This is a genomic window from Mycolicibacterium chengduense (assembly GCF_033741155.1).
Lineage (GTDB): Bacteria > Actinomycetota > Actinomycetes > Mycobacteriales > Mycobacteriaceae > Mycobacterium.
On record NZ_JAWQNH010000006.1, the window covers coordinates 430466 to 447340 of the forward strand.

Genomic DNA, 16875 nt, shown 5'->3' on the forward strand with positions numbered 1-16875 from the left:
CATGGTCTCGGCGCCCGCCGAATGCCGGCTGCGGAAGGTGCGCACCGGCGTCAGCCTGCTGTTCGTGTGCTTCGGCATGAGCATGGCCACCTGGGCCGTGCATCTGCCGTCGGTGCAACGGGCCACCGGGATGTCCACGGCCATGGTCGGCACGATCCTGCTCGTCTCCGGGCTGGGCGCCCTGACAGGGATGCAGGTCTGCGGGCCGCTGGCCGACCGGCTGGGCGGTGCGAGGGTGGGTCTTTACGCCGCCGGCGCCATGGCGGTGAGCGTCCTCGCACCGCTCGCGGCGACCAGCACGGCGTGGGTGGCCGCGGGAGCCCTGCTCTTCGGTACGGCCACCGGTGCCGCCGACGTGGCGATGAACACTGCGGCGGTACAGGTCGAACGCGCCTACCGGCGACCCATCATGGGATCCTTTCATGCCCTCTTCTCCATGGGCAGTGTCGCCGGATCGATCTTGGCGACAATCGGTTTCACCCTGCACCTGACCACCCCTGCGGCATCGGCGGCGGTCGCCGCGGTTGTTCTGGTGATGCTGCTGGCGGTGGTCCGCCCGCTGCGCGGTGCGCAGCTGGGCGGCCCGGCGCCCGCGGCAGCCGACGAGATGGCCGCGCCGGCGTCGACACACCGGCTCCGGGTGATCGTGCTGGGAGCGCTGGCTTTCCTGCTGCTGTTGTCCGAGGGTGCGGCGATGGACTGGTCGAGTCTGCACGCCCAACGGCATTTCGGGGCCTCCCCGGCGCTCGGGTCGATCACCTTCGGCTGCTTCGTCGCCGCCATGACCGTCGGCAGGTTCTGCGCCGACGCCGTCGCCGGCCGGTTCGGTGCGGTGGCCACCATTCGGTGGGGCTGCGTGGTTGCCGCGCTGGGGATGACCACGGTGCTGCTGGCCCCGGACATGCGGATGGCCTTGGCCGGCTGGGTGCTGTTCGGGGCCGGACTGGCGGGCGGCATTCCGCAGGTGTTCACCGCCGCAGGCAATATCGGCCCAGGGGCAGGGGCGGCGCTGGCCCGCGTGGTCGGCATGGGTTATGTGGCGCTGCTGGCCGGGCCCGCGTTGATCGGCTGGCTTGCCGAACTCGGCTCGATCAACACCGCTTTGGTGCTCCCGTTGGGTGCGGTGGTGGTCTGTGCCCTTGCGGCGACAGCGGTGCGCGCACGGTCGGGGCAACCGTAGGGACTGTGCAGCGAATCGGCGACGTATTGCACAGCTTGGGTCTCCCGACGGTGATCCACACCGCACAGACTTGGTTTACGTCGCAACGCGTCGCGCGTGACGTTTCAGCCACAGCAGTACAGCGCAAGGAGAACACGGTGTCGGTTCTACTCAAGGCGCCGGCCGCCCAGGCCGGCACACCCCACAAGAGCAACCCGCAGGTCGTCGAGACGGTCGCCAACGTACTGGACGACATCCGGGCCAACGGTGATGCCGCGGTGCGCAAGTACTCCGAACAGTTCGACAAGTGGGCGCCGGAGTCGTTCCGGCTGACCGAGGACCAGATCGCCAAGATCGTCGCGGATCTGCCGACCACCGTGATCGACGATCTGTCCTTCGTGCAGCGCCAGGTCCGCAATTTCGCCCAGGCGCAGCGGGACTCGATGCACGATGTCGAGATCGAGACGCTGCCCGGTGTTCGCCTGGGACACAAGCATGTTCCGGTGTCGGCATCCGGAGCCTATGTGCCCGGCGGGCGGTACCCGCTGACGGCATCGGCGCACATGACCGTGGTCACGGCCAAGGTGGCCGGCGTGGAACGCGTCGCCGCGACCACGCCGCCGAATGTGGGCACTCCGCCGCCGATCAGTGTTGCCGCGATGCACCTGGCCGGAGCCGACGAGATCTACGTCCTCGGCGGGGTCCAGGCCATCGGTGCTCTGGCCCTGGGCACCGAGACGATCGCACCCGTCAACCTGCTCACCGGACCGGGTAATGCCTATGTCGCCGAGGCGAAGCGCCAGATGTTCGGCGAGGTCGGCATCGATCTGTTCGCCGGGCCCACCGAAGTGCTGATCATCGCCGACGACACCGCAGATCCGTTCGTGGTGGCCGCGGACCTGCTGAGCCAGGCCGAACACGGGCCTGACTCGCCGTGCGTGCTGATCACCACTTCCGAGCGGGTCGGGCGTGAGACCATCGCCGAGGTGAACCGCCAGCTGCAGAACCTGCCCACCAGCCCGGTGGCGGCCGTTTCCTGGGAGAACCACGGTGAGGTGCACCTGGTCGAGACGCTGGAGGACGCCTTCGCCCTTGGTGACACGGTGGCCAGCGAGCACGTGCAGATCCTCACCGCCGACCCGCGCCGGGCGCTCACCGAGATGCGCGACTACGGTGCCTTGTTTCTGGGGGAGAAGACCTGTGTTTCGTTCGGCGACAAGGCGATCGGCACCAACCATGTACTCCCGACGCTCGGTGCCGCCCGGTACACCGGTGGCTTGTGGGTGGGTAAGTTCCTCAAGACCGTGACGTACCAGGAGATCGACAGCGCCGAATCCAGCGCCGAACTTGGCAGGATCTGTGGCCGCGCGGCGCGCCTGGAGAACTTCGAGGGGCACGCCCGTTCGGCCGACGTCCGGGCCGCGAAATTCGGCGCCGACGAACTGCCGTGGACCGAACACCGCTTCACCTCGGAGGCGGCGACGGTTGGTCAGTAGCCCGAGCCAGACTTCCAGGAGGAATAGATGACCGCTCCCACGCTGCCCACGTTGCGGGCCGTGGATCACGTCGCCTATACCGTGCCCGACCTCGACGAGGCTGTCCGGTTCTTCGTCGACCACTTCGGGGCCGAGCTCGTCTTCACCGACGGTCCCTTCGTCGACGAAACCGGTGACGGGATGCGCCGCCGGCTCGATGTCGATCCACGGGCCCGATGCACCATCGCGATGATCCGGATCGGCAAGCACCACAACGTGGAACTGTTCGAGTACAGCGCGCCCGGTCAACGCACCGAACGCCCCCGCAACAGCGATATCGGGGGGCATCACCTGGCCTTCTACGTCGACGACATCGAGGCCGCGTACGCCTACGTGCGGGCGATCCCGGGCGTCGTCGTGCAGGAGGGTCCCAACGGTGTCGACCCGGCGGCGCCGGTTGCCGGGCAGCGTTGGTTCTACTTCCAGACACCGTGGGGTATGCAGTTGGAGCTGACCACGAGCGGCACCGAGGGTTTCTACGACAGCCTGCCCGGCGCCGCCATGGCCCCGCCGAGCGCGCGATGGCGATGACGGCGCAGGCGCCGCCGGTCGAGCTGCGGCGCGAGCGCGACTCCCTCGGTGACTACGATGTCCCCGCGTCGGCGTACTACGGCGTGCACACCGCCCGCGCCCTGGACAACTTCCCGATCTCGGGTATCGCAGTGTCGACCTATCCCCATTTCGTCGATGCCCTGGCCGCGGTGAAACAGGCTGCCGCGCAGGCCAACAACGAGCTGGACCTGCTCGATGCGCGGCACGCGCACGCGATCGTGTCGGCGTGCGTCGAGATCCGGGATGGCCGCCTGCACGACCAGTTCGTGGTGGACGTGGTCCAGGGTGGCGCCGGCACCTCGACCAACATGAACGCCAATGAGGTGATTGCCAACCGCGCCCTGGAGTTGATGGGACACCGGCGCGGCGACTACGACCGGCTGCATCCGCTCGAGCATGTGAACCGCAGCCAGAGCACCAACGACGTCTATCCGACCGCGATCAAGGTTGCCTTGCATGTGCAGATCCGTACGTTGCATGCCACCCTGCTGGCGGTTGCGGAAGCGTTCGGGCGCAAGGCGACCGAGTTCGCCTCCGTCTTGAAGATGGGCCGCACCCAGCTTCAGGATGCGGTGCCGATGACGCTGGGCCAGGAGTTCAGCACGTACGCGGTCATGGTGGCCGAGGACGCCGACCGGCTGCTGGAGGCGGCGCTGCTGGTATCCGAGATCAACCTCGGCGGCACCGCGATCGGTACCGGCCTCAACGCTCATCCCCGGTATGCCGCTCTGGCCTGCGAGAAGCTCTCCGATATCACCGGTTTCGCGCTGTCGACCGCGGGCAACCTGGTCGAGGCCACCCAGGATGTCGGCGCCTTCGTCCAACTCTCCGGTGTGCTCAAGCGCACGGCGCTCAAACTGTCCAAGATCTGCAACGACTTGCGGCTGTTGTCCTCGGGCCCGCGCTCTGGCTTCAACGAGATCAATCTGCCTGCGATGCAGGCCGGTTCGAGCATCATGCCGGGGAAGGTGAACCCGGTCATCCCGGAAGTGGTGAATCAGGTCGCCTTCGAGGTCACGGGTAACGACGTGACGATCAGCATGGCCGCCGAGGCCGGGCAGTTACAGCTCAACGCGTTCGAGCCGATCATCGCCCACTGCCTTTTCCAGTCACTGGCGCACCTCGATGCGGCCTGCCGTACCCTCGTCGACCGCTGTATCGTCGGGATCACGGCCAACCGAGACCGGTTGCACGACTCGGTGACCCACTCCATCGGGGTCATCACCGCCCTGAGTCCCTACATCGGTTACGCCGCTTCGGCCAGAATTGCCAAGGCAGCGTTACGCACGGACCGATCCATCCCGGATCTGGTGGTCGAGGAAGGATTGCTGACCGCCGAGCAGGTCGACCGGCTCCTCGCCCCGGAGGCTCTGGTAGGCCCCCGGGAATTGCTGTCGATGACTACCGCGATCGAGACGATCGCCGAGAAGAAGGAAGGCCTGACATGACCAACGTCTTGTATCTCTACGGTGGATGGCCCGGCCACAGCCCCTACAACATCGCCGAGTGGACCCGCGGGTTGGTCGCCGAGCTCGGCTTCGACATCGAAGAGTCCCATGACATCTTCACTCTGGATCGCGACCTCACCGGCTACGACCTGATCATCCTGGGCTGGAACAACGCGCTGACGACCGAGGACCTGTCGGACTCCCAGGAAGATCACCTGCTGGCGGCGGTCGAGGCGGGCACCGGAGTGGCCGCCTGGCACGGCGCGGCGGCGGCGTTTCGGTCCAGCCTGCGCTACCACCTGATGCTGGGTGGCGACTTCCTGGCTCATCCTGCCGGCGAGGGTTATCCGCAGCCCTACACGGTGACCATCACCGATCGCGACCACGAGGTGACTTGCGGCGTCGGCGATTTCCCCGTGGCCTCCGAGCAGTACTACATGTCGGTGGATCCCAACAACACCGTGCTGGCCGAAACCACCTTCAGCGGTGAGCATTTCGCGTGGTTCGACGGACTGACGAGTCCGGTGGCCTGGGTGCGGCAGTGGGGGAAGGGCCGGGTTTTCTACCACTCGATCGGCCATGCCCGGCAAGATCTCGCGGGTGAGGACGTGCGACGCCTGACCAAGCAGGGTATTGCCTGGGCCGCGCGCCGGTAACGGGTTGTCACGCCCGGAAGGCGCGCAGCGCCTCGATGACGAACCGGTGATCCTCCTCTTCGGCCAACCCGGACACGCCGACGGCTCCGACCAGCGAGCCCCGCACCCGCAGCGGCACGGCTCCGCCGGCCAGGGCGATCTCGCGGCGCCGGTAGCCGCCCGTCTCGAAGTAGTCCGCCGGCTCGGCGCGCTGCGCACAGGCCAGCGCCCACGACGAACAGTTGTGCTTGGCGACGGCGCGGAACTTGCGTGCCAACCAGTCGTCGTTGGTCGCCGCCGACCCGGCGAGTGCGGCGTGGAAGACGCGTTGCTCGCCGAAGTTGATGGCGATCGCGACCGGCAGGGTGCGGGCCGCTGCCGCGCTGACCATCGCGGTACCCAGTGCCCACGCGTCGCGGTATCCGAAGGACGGGAAATCGAGCGCGGCCTCGTCGGTCACTGCCGCCAGGTGCCGTTCACGCCAGTCGGTCTCGGGCATCGGCCGGTCCTTTCATCGCGGGTCTCCCGAGACGACGGTAGGTCCGCGGGCGGCCGCAGGGAATGCGCACAGTGAGTAAGCAAGGTGCACTCAATTGCACAGGTTCGCCGCTTCGCGACGAACCGACGGGCGGCTGGGCAGGACTGACGCGACCGATCCGCCGCGCACCCCGAGAAGTGCTATTTGACCTGCATATTTGCGGCGAGTTACGGCCATATTGCGGGGCGCCGGAGGTAATCACTGCGTGAAAACACTTCGACATTGCTTGCACGTATTGAGTCTGTTTGCGGCCATCCCGTTCATCGACACTTCATCTGTGGCCATGGTCACAGGCACCCCGGCGCCGGGCACCTCGCAAACGCTCCCGCCGCCGGTACGCCAAGACCCGTGGTTGACCAATCCAGCCGATCACCAGACCCTTAGTGCAAGGAGACCACGATGTCAGTGACCAACTCCGGAGGGCAACCGCTCTCCGGTGACAATGCCCACCTGAGGGTGCTGGGCTACGAAGAGAAATTCGATCGCAAGATCGGCATGTGGTCGAACTTCGCGCTCGGCTTCCTGTACCTGTCACCGTTGGTGGGCGTCTTGTCGATGTTCACCCAGGCCCTCACGACAGCGGGTCCGCCGTCGATCCTGTGGTTGGTCATCGCCGCCTTCGGGCAGCTGTTGGTGGCCATGGTGTTCGGCGAGATCGTGTCCCAGTTCCCGATCGCGGGCGGCCTCTACCAATGGGCGCGGCGGCTGTGGAACGGTCCGTATGCCTGGATCATGTCCTGGATCTACATCGCGGGTGTCGTCGTGGGCTGCACCACCACGGCGATGTTCAGCGCCGATTTCGTGCTGGCCCTGTTCAATCCGGACTCCAATATCTCGTCGACCCCGCTGCAGAAGCTGATCATCGCGACCATCGTGGTGGTGATTTGCGTGTTCTTGAACTCGACCGGTTCGAAGACGTTGGCCACCATCGCCAAGGTGGGATTGGCCGCCGAACTGGCGGGCATCATCGTGGTCGGGCTGTACCTGCTGATCTTCGCCCGTAAGAACGATTTCTCGGTGCTGTTCAACACCTTCGGTACGGGTGGAGACGGCGACTACATGAGCGCCTTCGTCACCGCGGCGATCATCGGCCTGGTGCTGTACTACGGCTTCGAAGCCTGCGGCGAGGTGGCCGAGGAGACGCCCAACCCCAGCCGGTCGATTCCGCGTTCGATGATGCTGACCGTCGTGCTCGGTGGTGCCGCGGCGATGTTCGCATTCATCGGCTACATCCTGGCCGCACCGAATCTGGCGGCCATCGTCGCCGGCGACGTGGCCAACCCGATCACCGCGATCCTCACCGACAACTTCGGCGAGATCGGCACCAAGGTCTTCCTCGTCATCGCGCTGACGTCGTTCCTGGCCTGCATCATGGGACAGCAGGCGGCCGGCGGACGGCTGATCTTCTCGTTCGCGCGTGACGACATGTTCCCCGGCGCGCACATCTTCAAGAAGATCTCCAGCCGCAAGATCCCGCTGAACTCGACCATCCTGGTCGCGTCCCTGTGCTTCTGCCTTTTCCTGCTGCTGTACTTCCTGCCGGACGCGCTGTTCCGGGTGGCCGCCTTCCAGATGCTCGCCGGTTACTTCGCTTTCCAGATGGTCGTGTTGGCGTCCATCCGGGCTCGGGCCAAGGGCTGGAAGCCAGGCGGTCAGTGGACGCTGGGCAGGTGGGGCTGGCCGGTCAGCATCGGTGCTCTGACCTACGGTGTGCTCTCGATGATCGTGCTCGCTCGCCCCAACGGAGATCCGAGCCTGCACTTCGCCGACCGCTGGATCGCCCTCATCGGCTTCCTGGTCGTGGTTGCCGTCGGATTGCTCTACATGGTCGTCGCCAAGCCCTACCGGAAATCGACCGCGCCCGAGGGCGACGCCATCGAAATCGCCGATATCCTGCGCAAACACCGGGCTCAGCACGACATGGCCTCCTACGCCGAAGAGGTGCCGCTGGCCGAGCCCACCCCGCCGGTGGCTCAGCCCCATCGTCGCCGGGCCGATCGCGAGGAAGTCGGCGCCGCCGACTAGCGCGATGCACGAAGCGGCCCTGCCGGAGAACCTCGGACTCCGGCAGGGCCGCTTCGTCTTGCTCAGCCGGCGGCGGGCCCGGTGGTGGTCCGCACGATCAGCTCGACCGGTTTGACAGACCGCCGTCGTTGCTGGCCACCGATGACGTCCAGCAGCATCTGCGCTGCCGTGCGTCCCTTGTCTTCGAGCGGCTGCCGGATGGTGGTGAGTCCCAGGAGGTCGGCAATCGGGGCATCATCGAACCCGATGACCGAGACGTCACGGGGCACCTCGATGCCCTGTCCGCGAAGCACTTTCAGGGTGGCCGCGGCGTGCACATCTGAGGTCGTCACTACGGCCGTCGGCCTGGCGCAGGCGATGAGCTCGGCCGCCGCGGCCATTCCGCTGGCCATATCGATGTCGGCGGCCTCGATGATCGTCACGTCGGCGTCGTCCGCCGCGTGCGCGTGCAGTGCGTCGCGATAACCGGTGAAGCGTTCGGCCAGGTACGTCTCGGCCACCGTCGGCACCTGCGCCAGCGAGCGGCAGCCTGGGAAGTGCCGGTCACCGATGCGGTCGGTGAGTACCGCGATGCGACGATGGCCTTGGGCCAGAACGTGATTCATCTGGTCAGTGCCACCTTGCCGGTGGTCGGCCGTCACGTACGGCAGATGCGGCAGACGCGGGGAATCGATGGCAACCGCGGGCAGCCCGCGAGTTCGGATCGCCTGGACCACCTCGTGATCGTTGGGCAGGCAGTGCAGGACGACCCCGTCGACCAGGCCCCGCAGCACTGCTGGTGTCGCCGGGCGCGCCGTCGTGTCCGGGGCAGCCGTGCGTGGAACGGGCAGTAACGTCAGCGCGACATCGGCGAGCTCGCCCACCTCGACAATCCCTTTGAGTAGCAGGGCCGTCGATGGATCCTCGACGGCGGTGGCCAGGGGGCCGGGCACCAGCACGCCGACCGCGCCGATCCGGCCCGAACGCAGGAAGCTCCCGGCGATGTTCGGCCCGGTATAGCCGAGTGCGGCGGCCACGGTGAAGATGTGGTGACGCTGGGTTTCCGATACCCGCGGAGAGCCGCTGTAGGCGTAGGACACCGACGCTTGGGAGACGCCGGCGGCTTTGGCGACATCCTTCATGGTGACCATCGGGTTGCTTTCTGCTGCGGGGCCGGCATGACGGGCGGATACGAGAGTAGCCCTCCCGGCCGGAAGGGCTACTCAGGCGAGCTCATCGTGTGATCAGGATTTGACGATGAATCCGGCGTCGATGACCAGGGGAGTGGCGGTGATGTACCGGCCCGGTTCGGTGACCAGGTAGAGGATGGCGTTGCTGACGTCCTGTGGCTGTATCCACGGCGCCGGAAGGATATGGGTGCCGGCGAAAGTGTCCAGCACATCCTCGCGGGTGGGCTTGTCCAGGTCGGGACGAAACAGCCCGTAGACGAAATCGTTGTTGATCATGTCGGTGTCCACGCAGGTCGGGTTCACCGAGTTGACCCGGATGTTGTACTGACCCAGTTCGCGCGCCAGCGAGATCATCAACCCCGTCACGCCGTGCTTGGAGGCGGCATACGACGAAATGTTCTCGGCTCCCTTGAGGGCCTCGGTCGATCCGATGAATACGATTGACCCACCCTGGTTTTGGGCGATCATGGTGGGTATCGCGGCCTTCACGGTGTGGAAGACACCGTTGAGGTTGATGTCCACCATCTCGCGCCAATCCTGTGGATCGATCTCCCAGGTCTTGGCGCCCGAGCAGATCCCGGCATTGGGTACCACAATGTCGACGCGACCGAATCGCTCAATCCCACGGTCGAATACGGCCTTGACCTGTGCGTAGTCCCGGGTGTCTGCGACGTCGACGAAGATCTGACCGCCGAGCTCTTTGACCTGGTGCACCGTTTCCTGCAGGTCGGATTCGGTGGCGCCCGGGTAGGCGGTGGTGCGGGGTTTGCCGCACAGGTCCAGACCGATGATGGCAGCGCCTTCCCTGGCCAGGGTGAGGGCGTGGGAGCGGCCCTGTCCACGGGCGACCCCGGTGATGAATGCGACCTTGCCGTCGAGTTGTCCCATGAATGACTCCGATGATCGGGGTGAGTTGTCGAGCCTCGTTCGAGGTGTGGTGAATCGTATCATCAAGGGAGGTTTCCTAGGACTGATCAACTGGGCTGATACGATTCACTTGTCCGTGTCAAACGCGTGCGAGGAGGCATTGATGAGCACCGATCCCGCGAACACCCGGTTGGGAATCGTCTACCGGCCGCAAATCGCTCCCGAGCATCTGGCGGCCGCTGCCAGAGCGGCCGATCGGGCCGGCGTCGACGAAATGTGGCTGTGGGAGGACTGTTTCCTGGCCGGAGGCATCTCCGCTGCCGCGATTGCGTTGTCGCACAGCGACAGTCTGACGGTCGGAGTCGGTGTGCTGCCGGTCCCGATGCGCAATGTGGCGGTGACCGCCATGGAGATCGCGACACTGGCCCGGGCTTTTCCCGGCCGTGTCCGGATCGGCTTGGGGCACGGCGTGCAGGAGTGGATGGGCCAGATCGGGGCACGGGTGGATTCCCCGATGACGCTGCTGCGCGAGTATCTGACGTGTCTGTCCGCCCTGTTGCGTGGCGAGCGGGTGACCTTTCACGGACGCTACGTCAACCTCGACGCGGTCGCCCTGGACTGGCCGCCGCCCCAGGGTGCCGAGGTGCTGGCCGCCGCGATGGGTCCGAAGACGCTGCGGTTGGGCGGCGAACTGGCGGCAGGCACGGTGCTGGCCGGTGGCACGACGCCCGAGGGGGTCCGCGCTGCGATGGCACACATCCGGGCGGGTGGCGAGTTGCGCACCGAACCCGCCGCGCATTCGGTGGTCACCTACGTGCTCTGTTCCACCGGGCCGACCGCGCAGGCCGATCTGGCCGCCGAGATACGGTTCTGGGAGCTCGACCCGAATCAGGACGTCGGACTGGCGGGCGACGCCGACGAGGTGGCGGCCGGTGTCGGCCGGTGGGTGGCCGCCGGGGTGGACACCGTGGTGCTGCAACCGAGCGCTGAGGCGGACGTGCAGGAGTTTGCGCGCTTCGTCGGAAGCGACGTGCGGGCGGCGCTGACGCGCTGACGTTACGGGGCGCGGCCGATACCGACGATCCGGTCGATGACAGCGAGCAGTTCGTCGTCGCCGGTGGACGGCACGGGCTTTCCGGCGACCGCGCGGGACAGCGCGCTGTAGTACCGGCCGTCACCGATGAGCTTGATGGCCCGCGCCAGCGCCAGATCGCCCAACGCGTCATCCAGGACGGCCAGCCAATTACCGGACGCCTCCTCGATGGCGGCACGGGCCTGCGCATTACCGGCTTGCTGCAACCGGGACACCGCGACCAGTACCCGGTCCAGTGGTGTGCCCGCGTAGCGCGACGTGCGGACGTAATACCGCGCGGGACCCTCTTCGGCGCTGCGCATCCGATCGAGGTCCACGGCGGCGAGCGAACGTAGCCGCTCACACAAGGCGTTGCTCAGCTCTTCTTTCGCGGGAAAGTGGTACAAGAGGCCGCCTTTGGACACACCGGCTTTGGCCGCGACGGCGTCGAGGGTGGCGTACCGCTCGCCCTCGACGGCGAGCAACTCCTCATACGCGTCAAGGATGCGGTCGCGTGCCGAGCTCATCGGCAGAGCGTACATTCTCGCTTTCGAACTGTACCGTCTGGACGGTACAGTTCCGGGAGTGAAGGTCTATGCAGGGCTGTTGCGCGTCCCGGGTGTGCTGACGCTGGTGGCATCGCAGACCTTCGCGAGGCTGCCGCTGGGCATGCTGTCCCTGGCCGTCCTGCTGCACGTCCAGGCCAAGACCGGCTCGTATGCGCTGGCCGGCGCTGTGGTCGCGTGCGTCAGCATCGGTGAGGCGCTCGCCATGCCACTGATCGCGCGGATTGCCGGCAAGCTCGGCCGCGCAACGACGTTGATGGCCGCGGCCATGGTGAACGGCGGCGCCTTGGTGGCTCTTTCCGTCGCGGGTTCGGCACCGGTGCTGCTGCTGCTGTTGGGTCTGGCGATCGGCGCCTCGGTGCCCCCGCTGGCGCCGGTGGTCCGCGCGCTGTACCCCTACATCGTGTCCGGCCCCGGCCTGCGGGCGTTGTTCGCGCTCGACACCACGGCGCAGGAGGTGTGCTGGGTGGTCGGACCGCTGGCCGCCACCGTGCTGGCCTCGGCTCTGTCGACCGCCCTGCCCTTGGTGGTCGCCGGGGCCGTCACGGTGGTGGGCACCGCGTGGTTCCTGTACAGCGCCCGCAATGTGCGGCCGGTGCCGCGGCACAGCAGTGCGGCCTTCGGCCGGGTGCTGGGCAATGGAGCCGTCGCGCTGGCCATCGCGGCCAGCCTGCCGCTGATCGCGTCCTTCACCGCGCTGGAGGTCGGCGTGGTCGCGCGTTACGGCACGAGCAGCGTCATGACCGGTGCCGCGATCGCCGTGGCCAGCCTCGGCTCGCTGGTTGGCGGAATCATGTTCGGGCACCGCCGATTCGGGGTGCGTGGCCTGGTCGCCGCGTTGGCGACCGTCGCCGTTGGGACCGCGCTGTTCGGCGTGGTCGGCCAGCACGGGCTGCAGTTGGCGGTGCTGTTCGCCTCCGGCCTGGGTTTCGCGCCGGCCCTGGCCACCCTGTATCTGATGGTGTCACGCTCCGTCGACGAGCACGCCTCTGCCGAGGCGTTCGGCTGGCTCAACAGCGGGAACCTCGCCGGCGGAGCGGTCGGCACGGCAACCGGGGGCGTGGTGACCGACGCCCACGGCTTCGCCGGCGCTGTCGTGGTGTCGGTTGCCCTGGCGGCCGTGGCAGCGCTCAGCCCGCTGGTGGCTCGCGCCCGGGGGCCGGTGCGAGGACTCGGCGACATTGCGCATGAGGACGAATTGGCCTCGTGCGCTCCGTGACGCGACGAGTCCAGCCGCGAACCGCTCAGTCCTCTTTACGGATCAGCTTGCCCAGTGCCACCCGGTCGGCGTTCAGCAGTTCGTCGATCCTGGGCTGGTTGACATCGGCGACGATGATCTCGCCGACCTCCTGGTAGACGTTGCTGAAGATGCCGTGCTTCTTCATCTTCTCCGTCTGGTAGACGTTGTCGTCGGTGGGTGTCACGTAGTAGACGATCTCCGGCTTGAACCGGTGGATCAGCCACAGGTGGATGACATCCATCAGGCGCTTCTTGCGCAGCTTTTCGGCGTAGGTGTTCTGGTCACGGACGGTCAGGATGTTGCGGCCGTGCCGATCCTTGATCGGGTCGACCACGACGTCGGCCAGCTTGTCGTCGCCTTCGCCGTAGATACCGAGCTCCAGCACATCCGACCCCGCCCGGCGCGGACGCAACTGCACTCGCAGCGTCTCCCCGAGCTGATAGTGCTCGCCCCACAAGGCCAGCCATTCCTCCAGCAGCTTCTTGGGCACCTCGGTCTGCACCAGATGCTGATGCTGGGTGGAGCCCTTACCCATGGACTTGGTGGTGGCCGTGCGGCCCGACGACGCGGCGAGCGCGGCATCGCTGCGCGGGCCCCCGACCAGCGTCTGTGGTGTGCGGTAGGGAGACTCGACCAGCCGCATCTTGCGCTGCAACCGGGCCAGCGCCAGCATGCCGTCCTGACGCAACGCTGTCGCGAACTCTTCGGCCGCCACCCCGTCGATCTGATGGCCGCCGTAGGTCATGAAGTTGAAGACGAACCCCATCTTGCCGAGTTCCTCAGGGAAAGAACGCATTTCGTCATCGGTCATGCCGGTGGTGTCCCAGTTGAACGACGGCGAGAGGTTGTAGGCCAGCATCTTGTCCGGATACACCGCGTGGATGGCGGTGGCGAACTCACGGGCATCGGCCAGGTCGGCAGTCTTGGTTTCCATCCACAGGATGTCGGCGAACGGGGCGGCGGCCAACGACTTGGCGATCGCATACGGGATGCCGCCGCGGATCTGGAAGTATCCCTCCGGCGTCTTCACCCGCTCGGGGTCCCACGCGACGTCGGCGCCCAGTTCCTTGGCCTTCTCCCGGGCCGAGTACAACGACGCGGTCTTGGCGAACTTGCGCCACTCCTTGGCGCTGGTGGTCGGCGGCTCGCCCTCGCGCTCGCGGAACTCCAGCAGGTCGGCGACCGCGTCGGCGTAGGTCTGCAACCCGGCGTCGTCCTGCCAGGCATCGACGAACGCGGACTCCACGCCGTCGAACAGCTTGTCCAGCGACTGCCGGGGATTGTCTTTCCACGATACTGCGGCATCGGCCACCAACCGCAGGATCCCGTGCTGATCGAGCCAGGCCTCGGCCGCGGCGTATTCGCCATCGGGCAGCGCGTAGAGCTTGTGCCCGTTCAGCTCGGTGACGCCCAGATCGAAGAACCGCCGCGTCATCGCCAGGAAACAGGATTTGTACGACGGGATACGCAGATTGGTGGCACCCAGCAGGAAGGGCTGATCCCGTTCGTCGGCGCGGCTGTCGATCAGGTTGGCCGCCTCGGCGTCGGTGCGGGCCACGATGATGCCGGGCACCCGCATGATGTCGAGCTGGAACCGGGCGGTGTTGAGCCGCTTGATCTGCTCGTCGGACGGCACCAGCACCTTGCCGCCCTGGTGACCGCATTTCTTGGTACCCGGACGCTGGTCCTCGATGTGGTAACCCGGCACGCCGGCCTCGACGAAACGCCGGATCAGATTGCGCACGTGCGGATCACCGCCGTGGCCGGTGTCCGCGTCGGCGATGATGAACGGCCGGTAGTCCACCGGCGGGGTCGCGGCCCGTTGCTCCTCCGTCATCTGCAGCCGCAGGTACTGCTGGTTGCGATCGGCAGTCAGCAGCGCGCGTACCAGGCCCGCCGCCTCGTCCGGCACCTGACTCAGCGGATAGCTGGCCAGGTCCGGACCGGGATCCTCACTGATGGAGCCCTTGGCCGAGGTCGCCCAGCCGCCCAGGTAGATGCCCTTGATGCCCATCCGCTTCATCACCACCGCCTGGCCTGGCGAATAGGGGCCGAAGGTGGTGATGCTCTTCTTCTGCGCGAACAGCTCACGCAGCAGCGGGTAGAACGCGGTGGCTGCCTCCCGCGCCACGGGGTAGTCCGAGGGGATGGTGCCGCGTTGCTCGGCGACCTGCCGGGCCGAGTACAGCCGGGTGATGCCCTCGAACCGTCCGCTGTCGAAATAGGCCTGGGTGGCCGCGACGTCGTCGTCGAAAGCCGAGGTGGAAGTGACGTTGTTTTCGATCGCGGTCATGTCAAGCGCTCCTCGTCGAGCTCGGGTCCGGTTCCATCATTGCCGCCGCAGCCGGCCGTGACATCCCGTTCGCCGAAATAGGTACGGTGCCGCACTCCACAGTAGGAGGCGCCGCGGCTGCCGGGTCCGAGCCCGCGGTACGGGTCAACCCAATGGGACGGGCGTCATCTCGGTGAGCACGTTGAAGTCGAAGCCGTCGGCTTCGGCCAGGTAAGTTCTGGGGGCCGTGTGTCCGGCGTCGAGGCGCTGCACGCCGCGAGCGCACTCGTATACCAGCGAATTCGACAACCTGTTCATCAAGTTCACGTCGAGGGTGCCGGCGGTACGCGCGAGCGCCGCCAGCAGATGCAATCCCTCGTAGCACGATTCGCCCATCGTCCCCACCAACGGGGCGTCGGGGCCGAACCGGCGGGCATATCTCCCCACGAAGTCGAGACTGTCGGAGGTGCACAGCGACGAGAAGTAGCCGGCGCCGACGTACAGGTCGCGGCAACTGCGATCGCCAGCGGCCAACAGCATGTTCTCGTCCATCAAGGGCGTCAGGCGAACCGCCTTGGTGTCCAGTTGGCGTTCGGCGTACTGCCGGTGGAATTCGACGGCGTCCTGGCCGACGAGCAGGACGACCACTGCTGTGGCGGTCGAGCGCTCGAGGCGCTCGAGATGGATGTCGAAGTTCGACGTGCCCAGCGGCACGTACATCTCGTCGACGAGGGTCCCGGCTCCTGTCGTGGCGAGATGCCCTCGGATGGTGTTCGCGGTCCCGCGTGGCCACACGTAGTCGTTGCCGATCAATGCCCAGCGGGAGATGCGCCGCTCCCCAGCGAGCAGCGTCATTGCGGGCAACAGCTGTGTTTCCGGCGTCTCGCCTGTGACGAAAACGCCCGGGCGCCGCTCACCACCCTCGTACAGCGAGTTGTAGATATAGGGGATCGCGCCGCCGATGGCCGACGCCAATGATTCCCGCACAGTGGACGTGTGTACGCCCGCAACCGCTTGTATCCTGCCTGCCATGGCGAGTTCAAGCACCTCCGCTCGAACCTTGTGCACCTGCGCACCGCCGTCGACGTGCACGAGTTTGACCTCGCGGCCGAGTATGCCGCCGTCGCGATTGATCTCCTCGGCAGCCAGTTCGGCGCACAGTTGCGCCGACGGACCGATGATCCCGAGTGGTCCCTGTAGCGGATTGACCACGCCGACGACGACGGCGTCTGCTTCCGCGCGTGCGTTGCTGTTCATGCGACCCATCTCCACCGCGAGGTCGGGGTTGTCGTTCGATTACCCTGAACCACCCGCTACGGTAATCCACGGCGGGAGGTAACGACAGTTGGGAACGGTGAGCCAGGCTGCGCTGGCGTTGAGCGCGATTCAGAATTCGCTGCTGGATCGGGTTCGCGAGGTGCTCGCCGCAGAGGGATGCACTCTGGAGGAATGGCGGATTCTGGATTGTCTCAAGGACTCTGGAGCGCTGGCCATGTCGGAGATCAGCGAGACGGCATCGATTCCGCCGTCGGCGCTGACAAAGATCGTTGACCGCATGGTGACCAACAATCTGGTGTATCGCCGGGCGGACAACGCCGACCGGCGCAAGATCAACCTTCGGCTGACGTCGCGGGGCGCCAGTTCGTACCGGCAGCTGGCTGAAACCGTCGATCGCTGCGATCTGCTGTACAGCCAGGATCAGCTGCAGAAGCTGACGGCGTTGTGCGACTTGGTGCGTGACGTGGCGGATTCCGCCCCGAGCAAGGGTGGGATCCCGGTTTAGGATCCCACCGCCGG

Annotated in this window: 15 protein-coding genes; 9 read left to right on the forward strand and 6 right to left on the reverse strand. The window is 66.6% G+C overall.

From position 1 onward, the window contains the following. Window position 1 precedes the first annotated feature (1 nt). The 5 genes from SBI67_RS24105 to SBI67_RS24125 all read left to right on the forward strand — a co-directional run bounded on the left by SBI67_RS24105 (window position 2) and on the right by SBI67_RS24125 (window position 5350). Window positions 2-1180 carry an MFS transporter gene (locus SBI67_RS24105; RefSeq protein WP_318982970.1) on the forward strand — a complete coding sequence of 393 codons (1179 nt, stop codon included), beginning with the start codon at window positions 2-4 and terminating at the stop codon, window positions 1178-1180. A 137-nt stretch (window positions 1181-1317) separates the two neighbouring features. Next, the gene (hisD, locus tag SBI67_RS24110) at window positions 1318-2655 is read left to right on the forward strand and encodes a histidinol dehydrogenase (protein ID WP_318982971.1); all 1338 of its coding nucleotides are present in this window, start codon (window positions 1318-1320) and stop codon (window positions 2653-2655) included. 27 nt (window positions 2656-2682) lie between these two features. After that, window positions 2683-3225, forward strand: coding sequence for a VOC family protein (locus SBI67_RS24115; RefSeq protein WP_318982972.1), 543 nt, complete (start codon window positions 2683-2685; stop codon window positions 3223-3225). After that, window positions 3222-4694 carry an aspartate ammonia-lyase gene (aspA, locus tag SBI67_RS24120; RefSeq protein WP_318983047.1) on the forward strand — a complete coding sequence of 491 codons (1473 nt, stop codon included), beginning with the start codon at window positions 3222-3224 and terminating at the stop codon, window positions 4692-4694. Before SBI67_RS24115 ends, aspA begins: the two co-directional genes overlap by 4 nt. Further along, a complete protein-coding gene (locus SBI67_RS24125) occupies window positions 4691-5350 on the forward strand; it encodes a ThuA domain-containing protein (protein WP_318982973.1) in 660 nt (219 codons plus the stop codon). The genes aspA and SBI67_RS24125 overlap by 4 nt, the downstream gene beginning before the upstream one ends. 7 nt (window positions 5351-5357) lie before the next feature. On the opposite strand, the gene SBI67_RS24130 is transcribed toward SBI67_RS24125, so the two are convergent. Further along, window positions 5358-5828 carry a heme-binding protein gene (locus tag SBI67_RS24130; RefSeq protein ID WP_318982974.1) on the reverse strand — a complete coding sequence of 157 codons (471 nt, stop codon included), beginning with the start codon at window positions 5826-5828 and terminating at the stop codon, window positions 5358-5360. A gap of 438 nt (window positions 5829-6266) precedes the next feature. On the opposite strand from SBI67_RS24130, the gene SBI67_RS24135 reads away from it, so the two are divergent. After that, entirely contained in the window at window positions 6267-7892 is a 1626-nt protein-coding gene (locus SBI67_RS24135) for an APC family permease (RefSeq protein ID WP_318982975.1), read from the forward strand. Window positions 7893-7954: 62 nt separating this feature from the next. Here the strand turns inward: SBI67_RS24135 and SBI67_RS24140 are convergent, their stop codons facing one another. Both SBI67_RS24140 and SBI67_RS24145 read right to left on the reverse strand, forming a co-directional pair. Then, complete coding sequence (locus SBI67_RS24140; RefSeq protein WP_318982976.1) at window positions 7955-9022, reverse strand: LacI family DNA-binding transcriptional regulator; 1068 nt, start codon at window positions 9020-9022, stop codon at window positions 7955-7957. Between the two features lie 93 nt (window positions 9023-9115). Then, complete coding sequence (locus SBI67_RS24145; RefSeq protein ID WP_318982977.1) at window positions 9116-9949, reverse strand: mycofactocin-coupled SDR family oxidoreductase; 834 nt, start codon at window positions 9947-9949, stop codon at window positions 9116-9118. A 142-nt stretch (window positions 9950-10091) separates the two neighbouring features. Between SBI67_RS24145 and SBI67_RS24150 the strand changes: the two genes are divergently transcribed. Further along, complete coding sequence (locus tag SBI67_RS24150) at window positions 10092-10982, forward strand: LLM class flavin-dependent oxidoreductase (protein WP_318982978.1); 891 nt, start codon at window positions 10092-10094, stop codon at window positions 10980-10982. A gap of 2 nt (window positions 10983-10984) precedes the next feature. On the opposite strand, the gene SBI67_RS24155 is transcribed toward SBI67_RS24150, so the two are convergent. Next, window positions 10985-11527, reverse strand: coding sequence for a TetR/AcrR family transcriptional regulator (locus SBI67_RS24155; protein ID WP_318982979.1), 543 nt, complete (start codon window positions 11525-11527; stop codon window positions 10985-10987). A gap of 58 nt (window positions 11528-11585) precedes the next feature. Between SBI67_RS24155 and SBI67_RS24160 the strand changes: the two genes are divergently transcribed. Continuing rightward, a complete protein-coding gene (locus SBI67_RS24160; RefSeq protein WP_318982980.1) occupies window positions 11586-12785 on the forward strand; it encodes an MFS transporter in 1200 nt (399 codons plus the stop codon). A gap of 25 nt (window positions 12786-12810) precedes the next feature. Here the strand turns inward: SBI67_RS24160 and aceA are convergent, their stop codons facing one another. After that, a complete protein-coding gene (gene aceA / locus SBI67_RS24165) occupies window positions 12811-15099 on the reverse strand; it encodes an isocitrate lyase ICL2 (RefSeq protein WP_318982981.1) in 2289 nt (762 codons plus the stop codon). Window positions 15100-15243: 144 nt separating this feature from the next. Then, the gene (locus tag SBI67_RS24170) at window positions 15244-16335 is read right to left on the reverse strand and encodes a substrate-binding domain-containing protein (protein ID WP_318982982.1); all 1092 of its coding nucleotides are present in this window, start codon (window positions 16333-16335) and stop codon (window positions 15244-15246) included. A 97-nt stretch (window positions 16336-16432) separates the two neighbouring features. Here SBI67_RS24170 and SBI67_RS24175 point away from each other — a divergent pair, with 97 nt between their 5' ends. Next, complete coding sequence (locus tag SBI67_RS24175; RefSeq protein ID WP_318982983.1) at window positions 16433-16861, forward strand: MarR family winged helix-turn-helix transcriptional regulator; 429 nt, start codon at window positions 16433-16435, stop codon at window positions 16859-16861. Window positions 16862-16875: the final 14 nt, after the last annotated feature.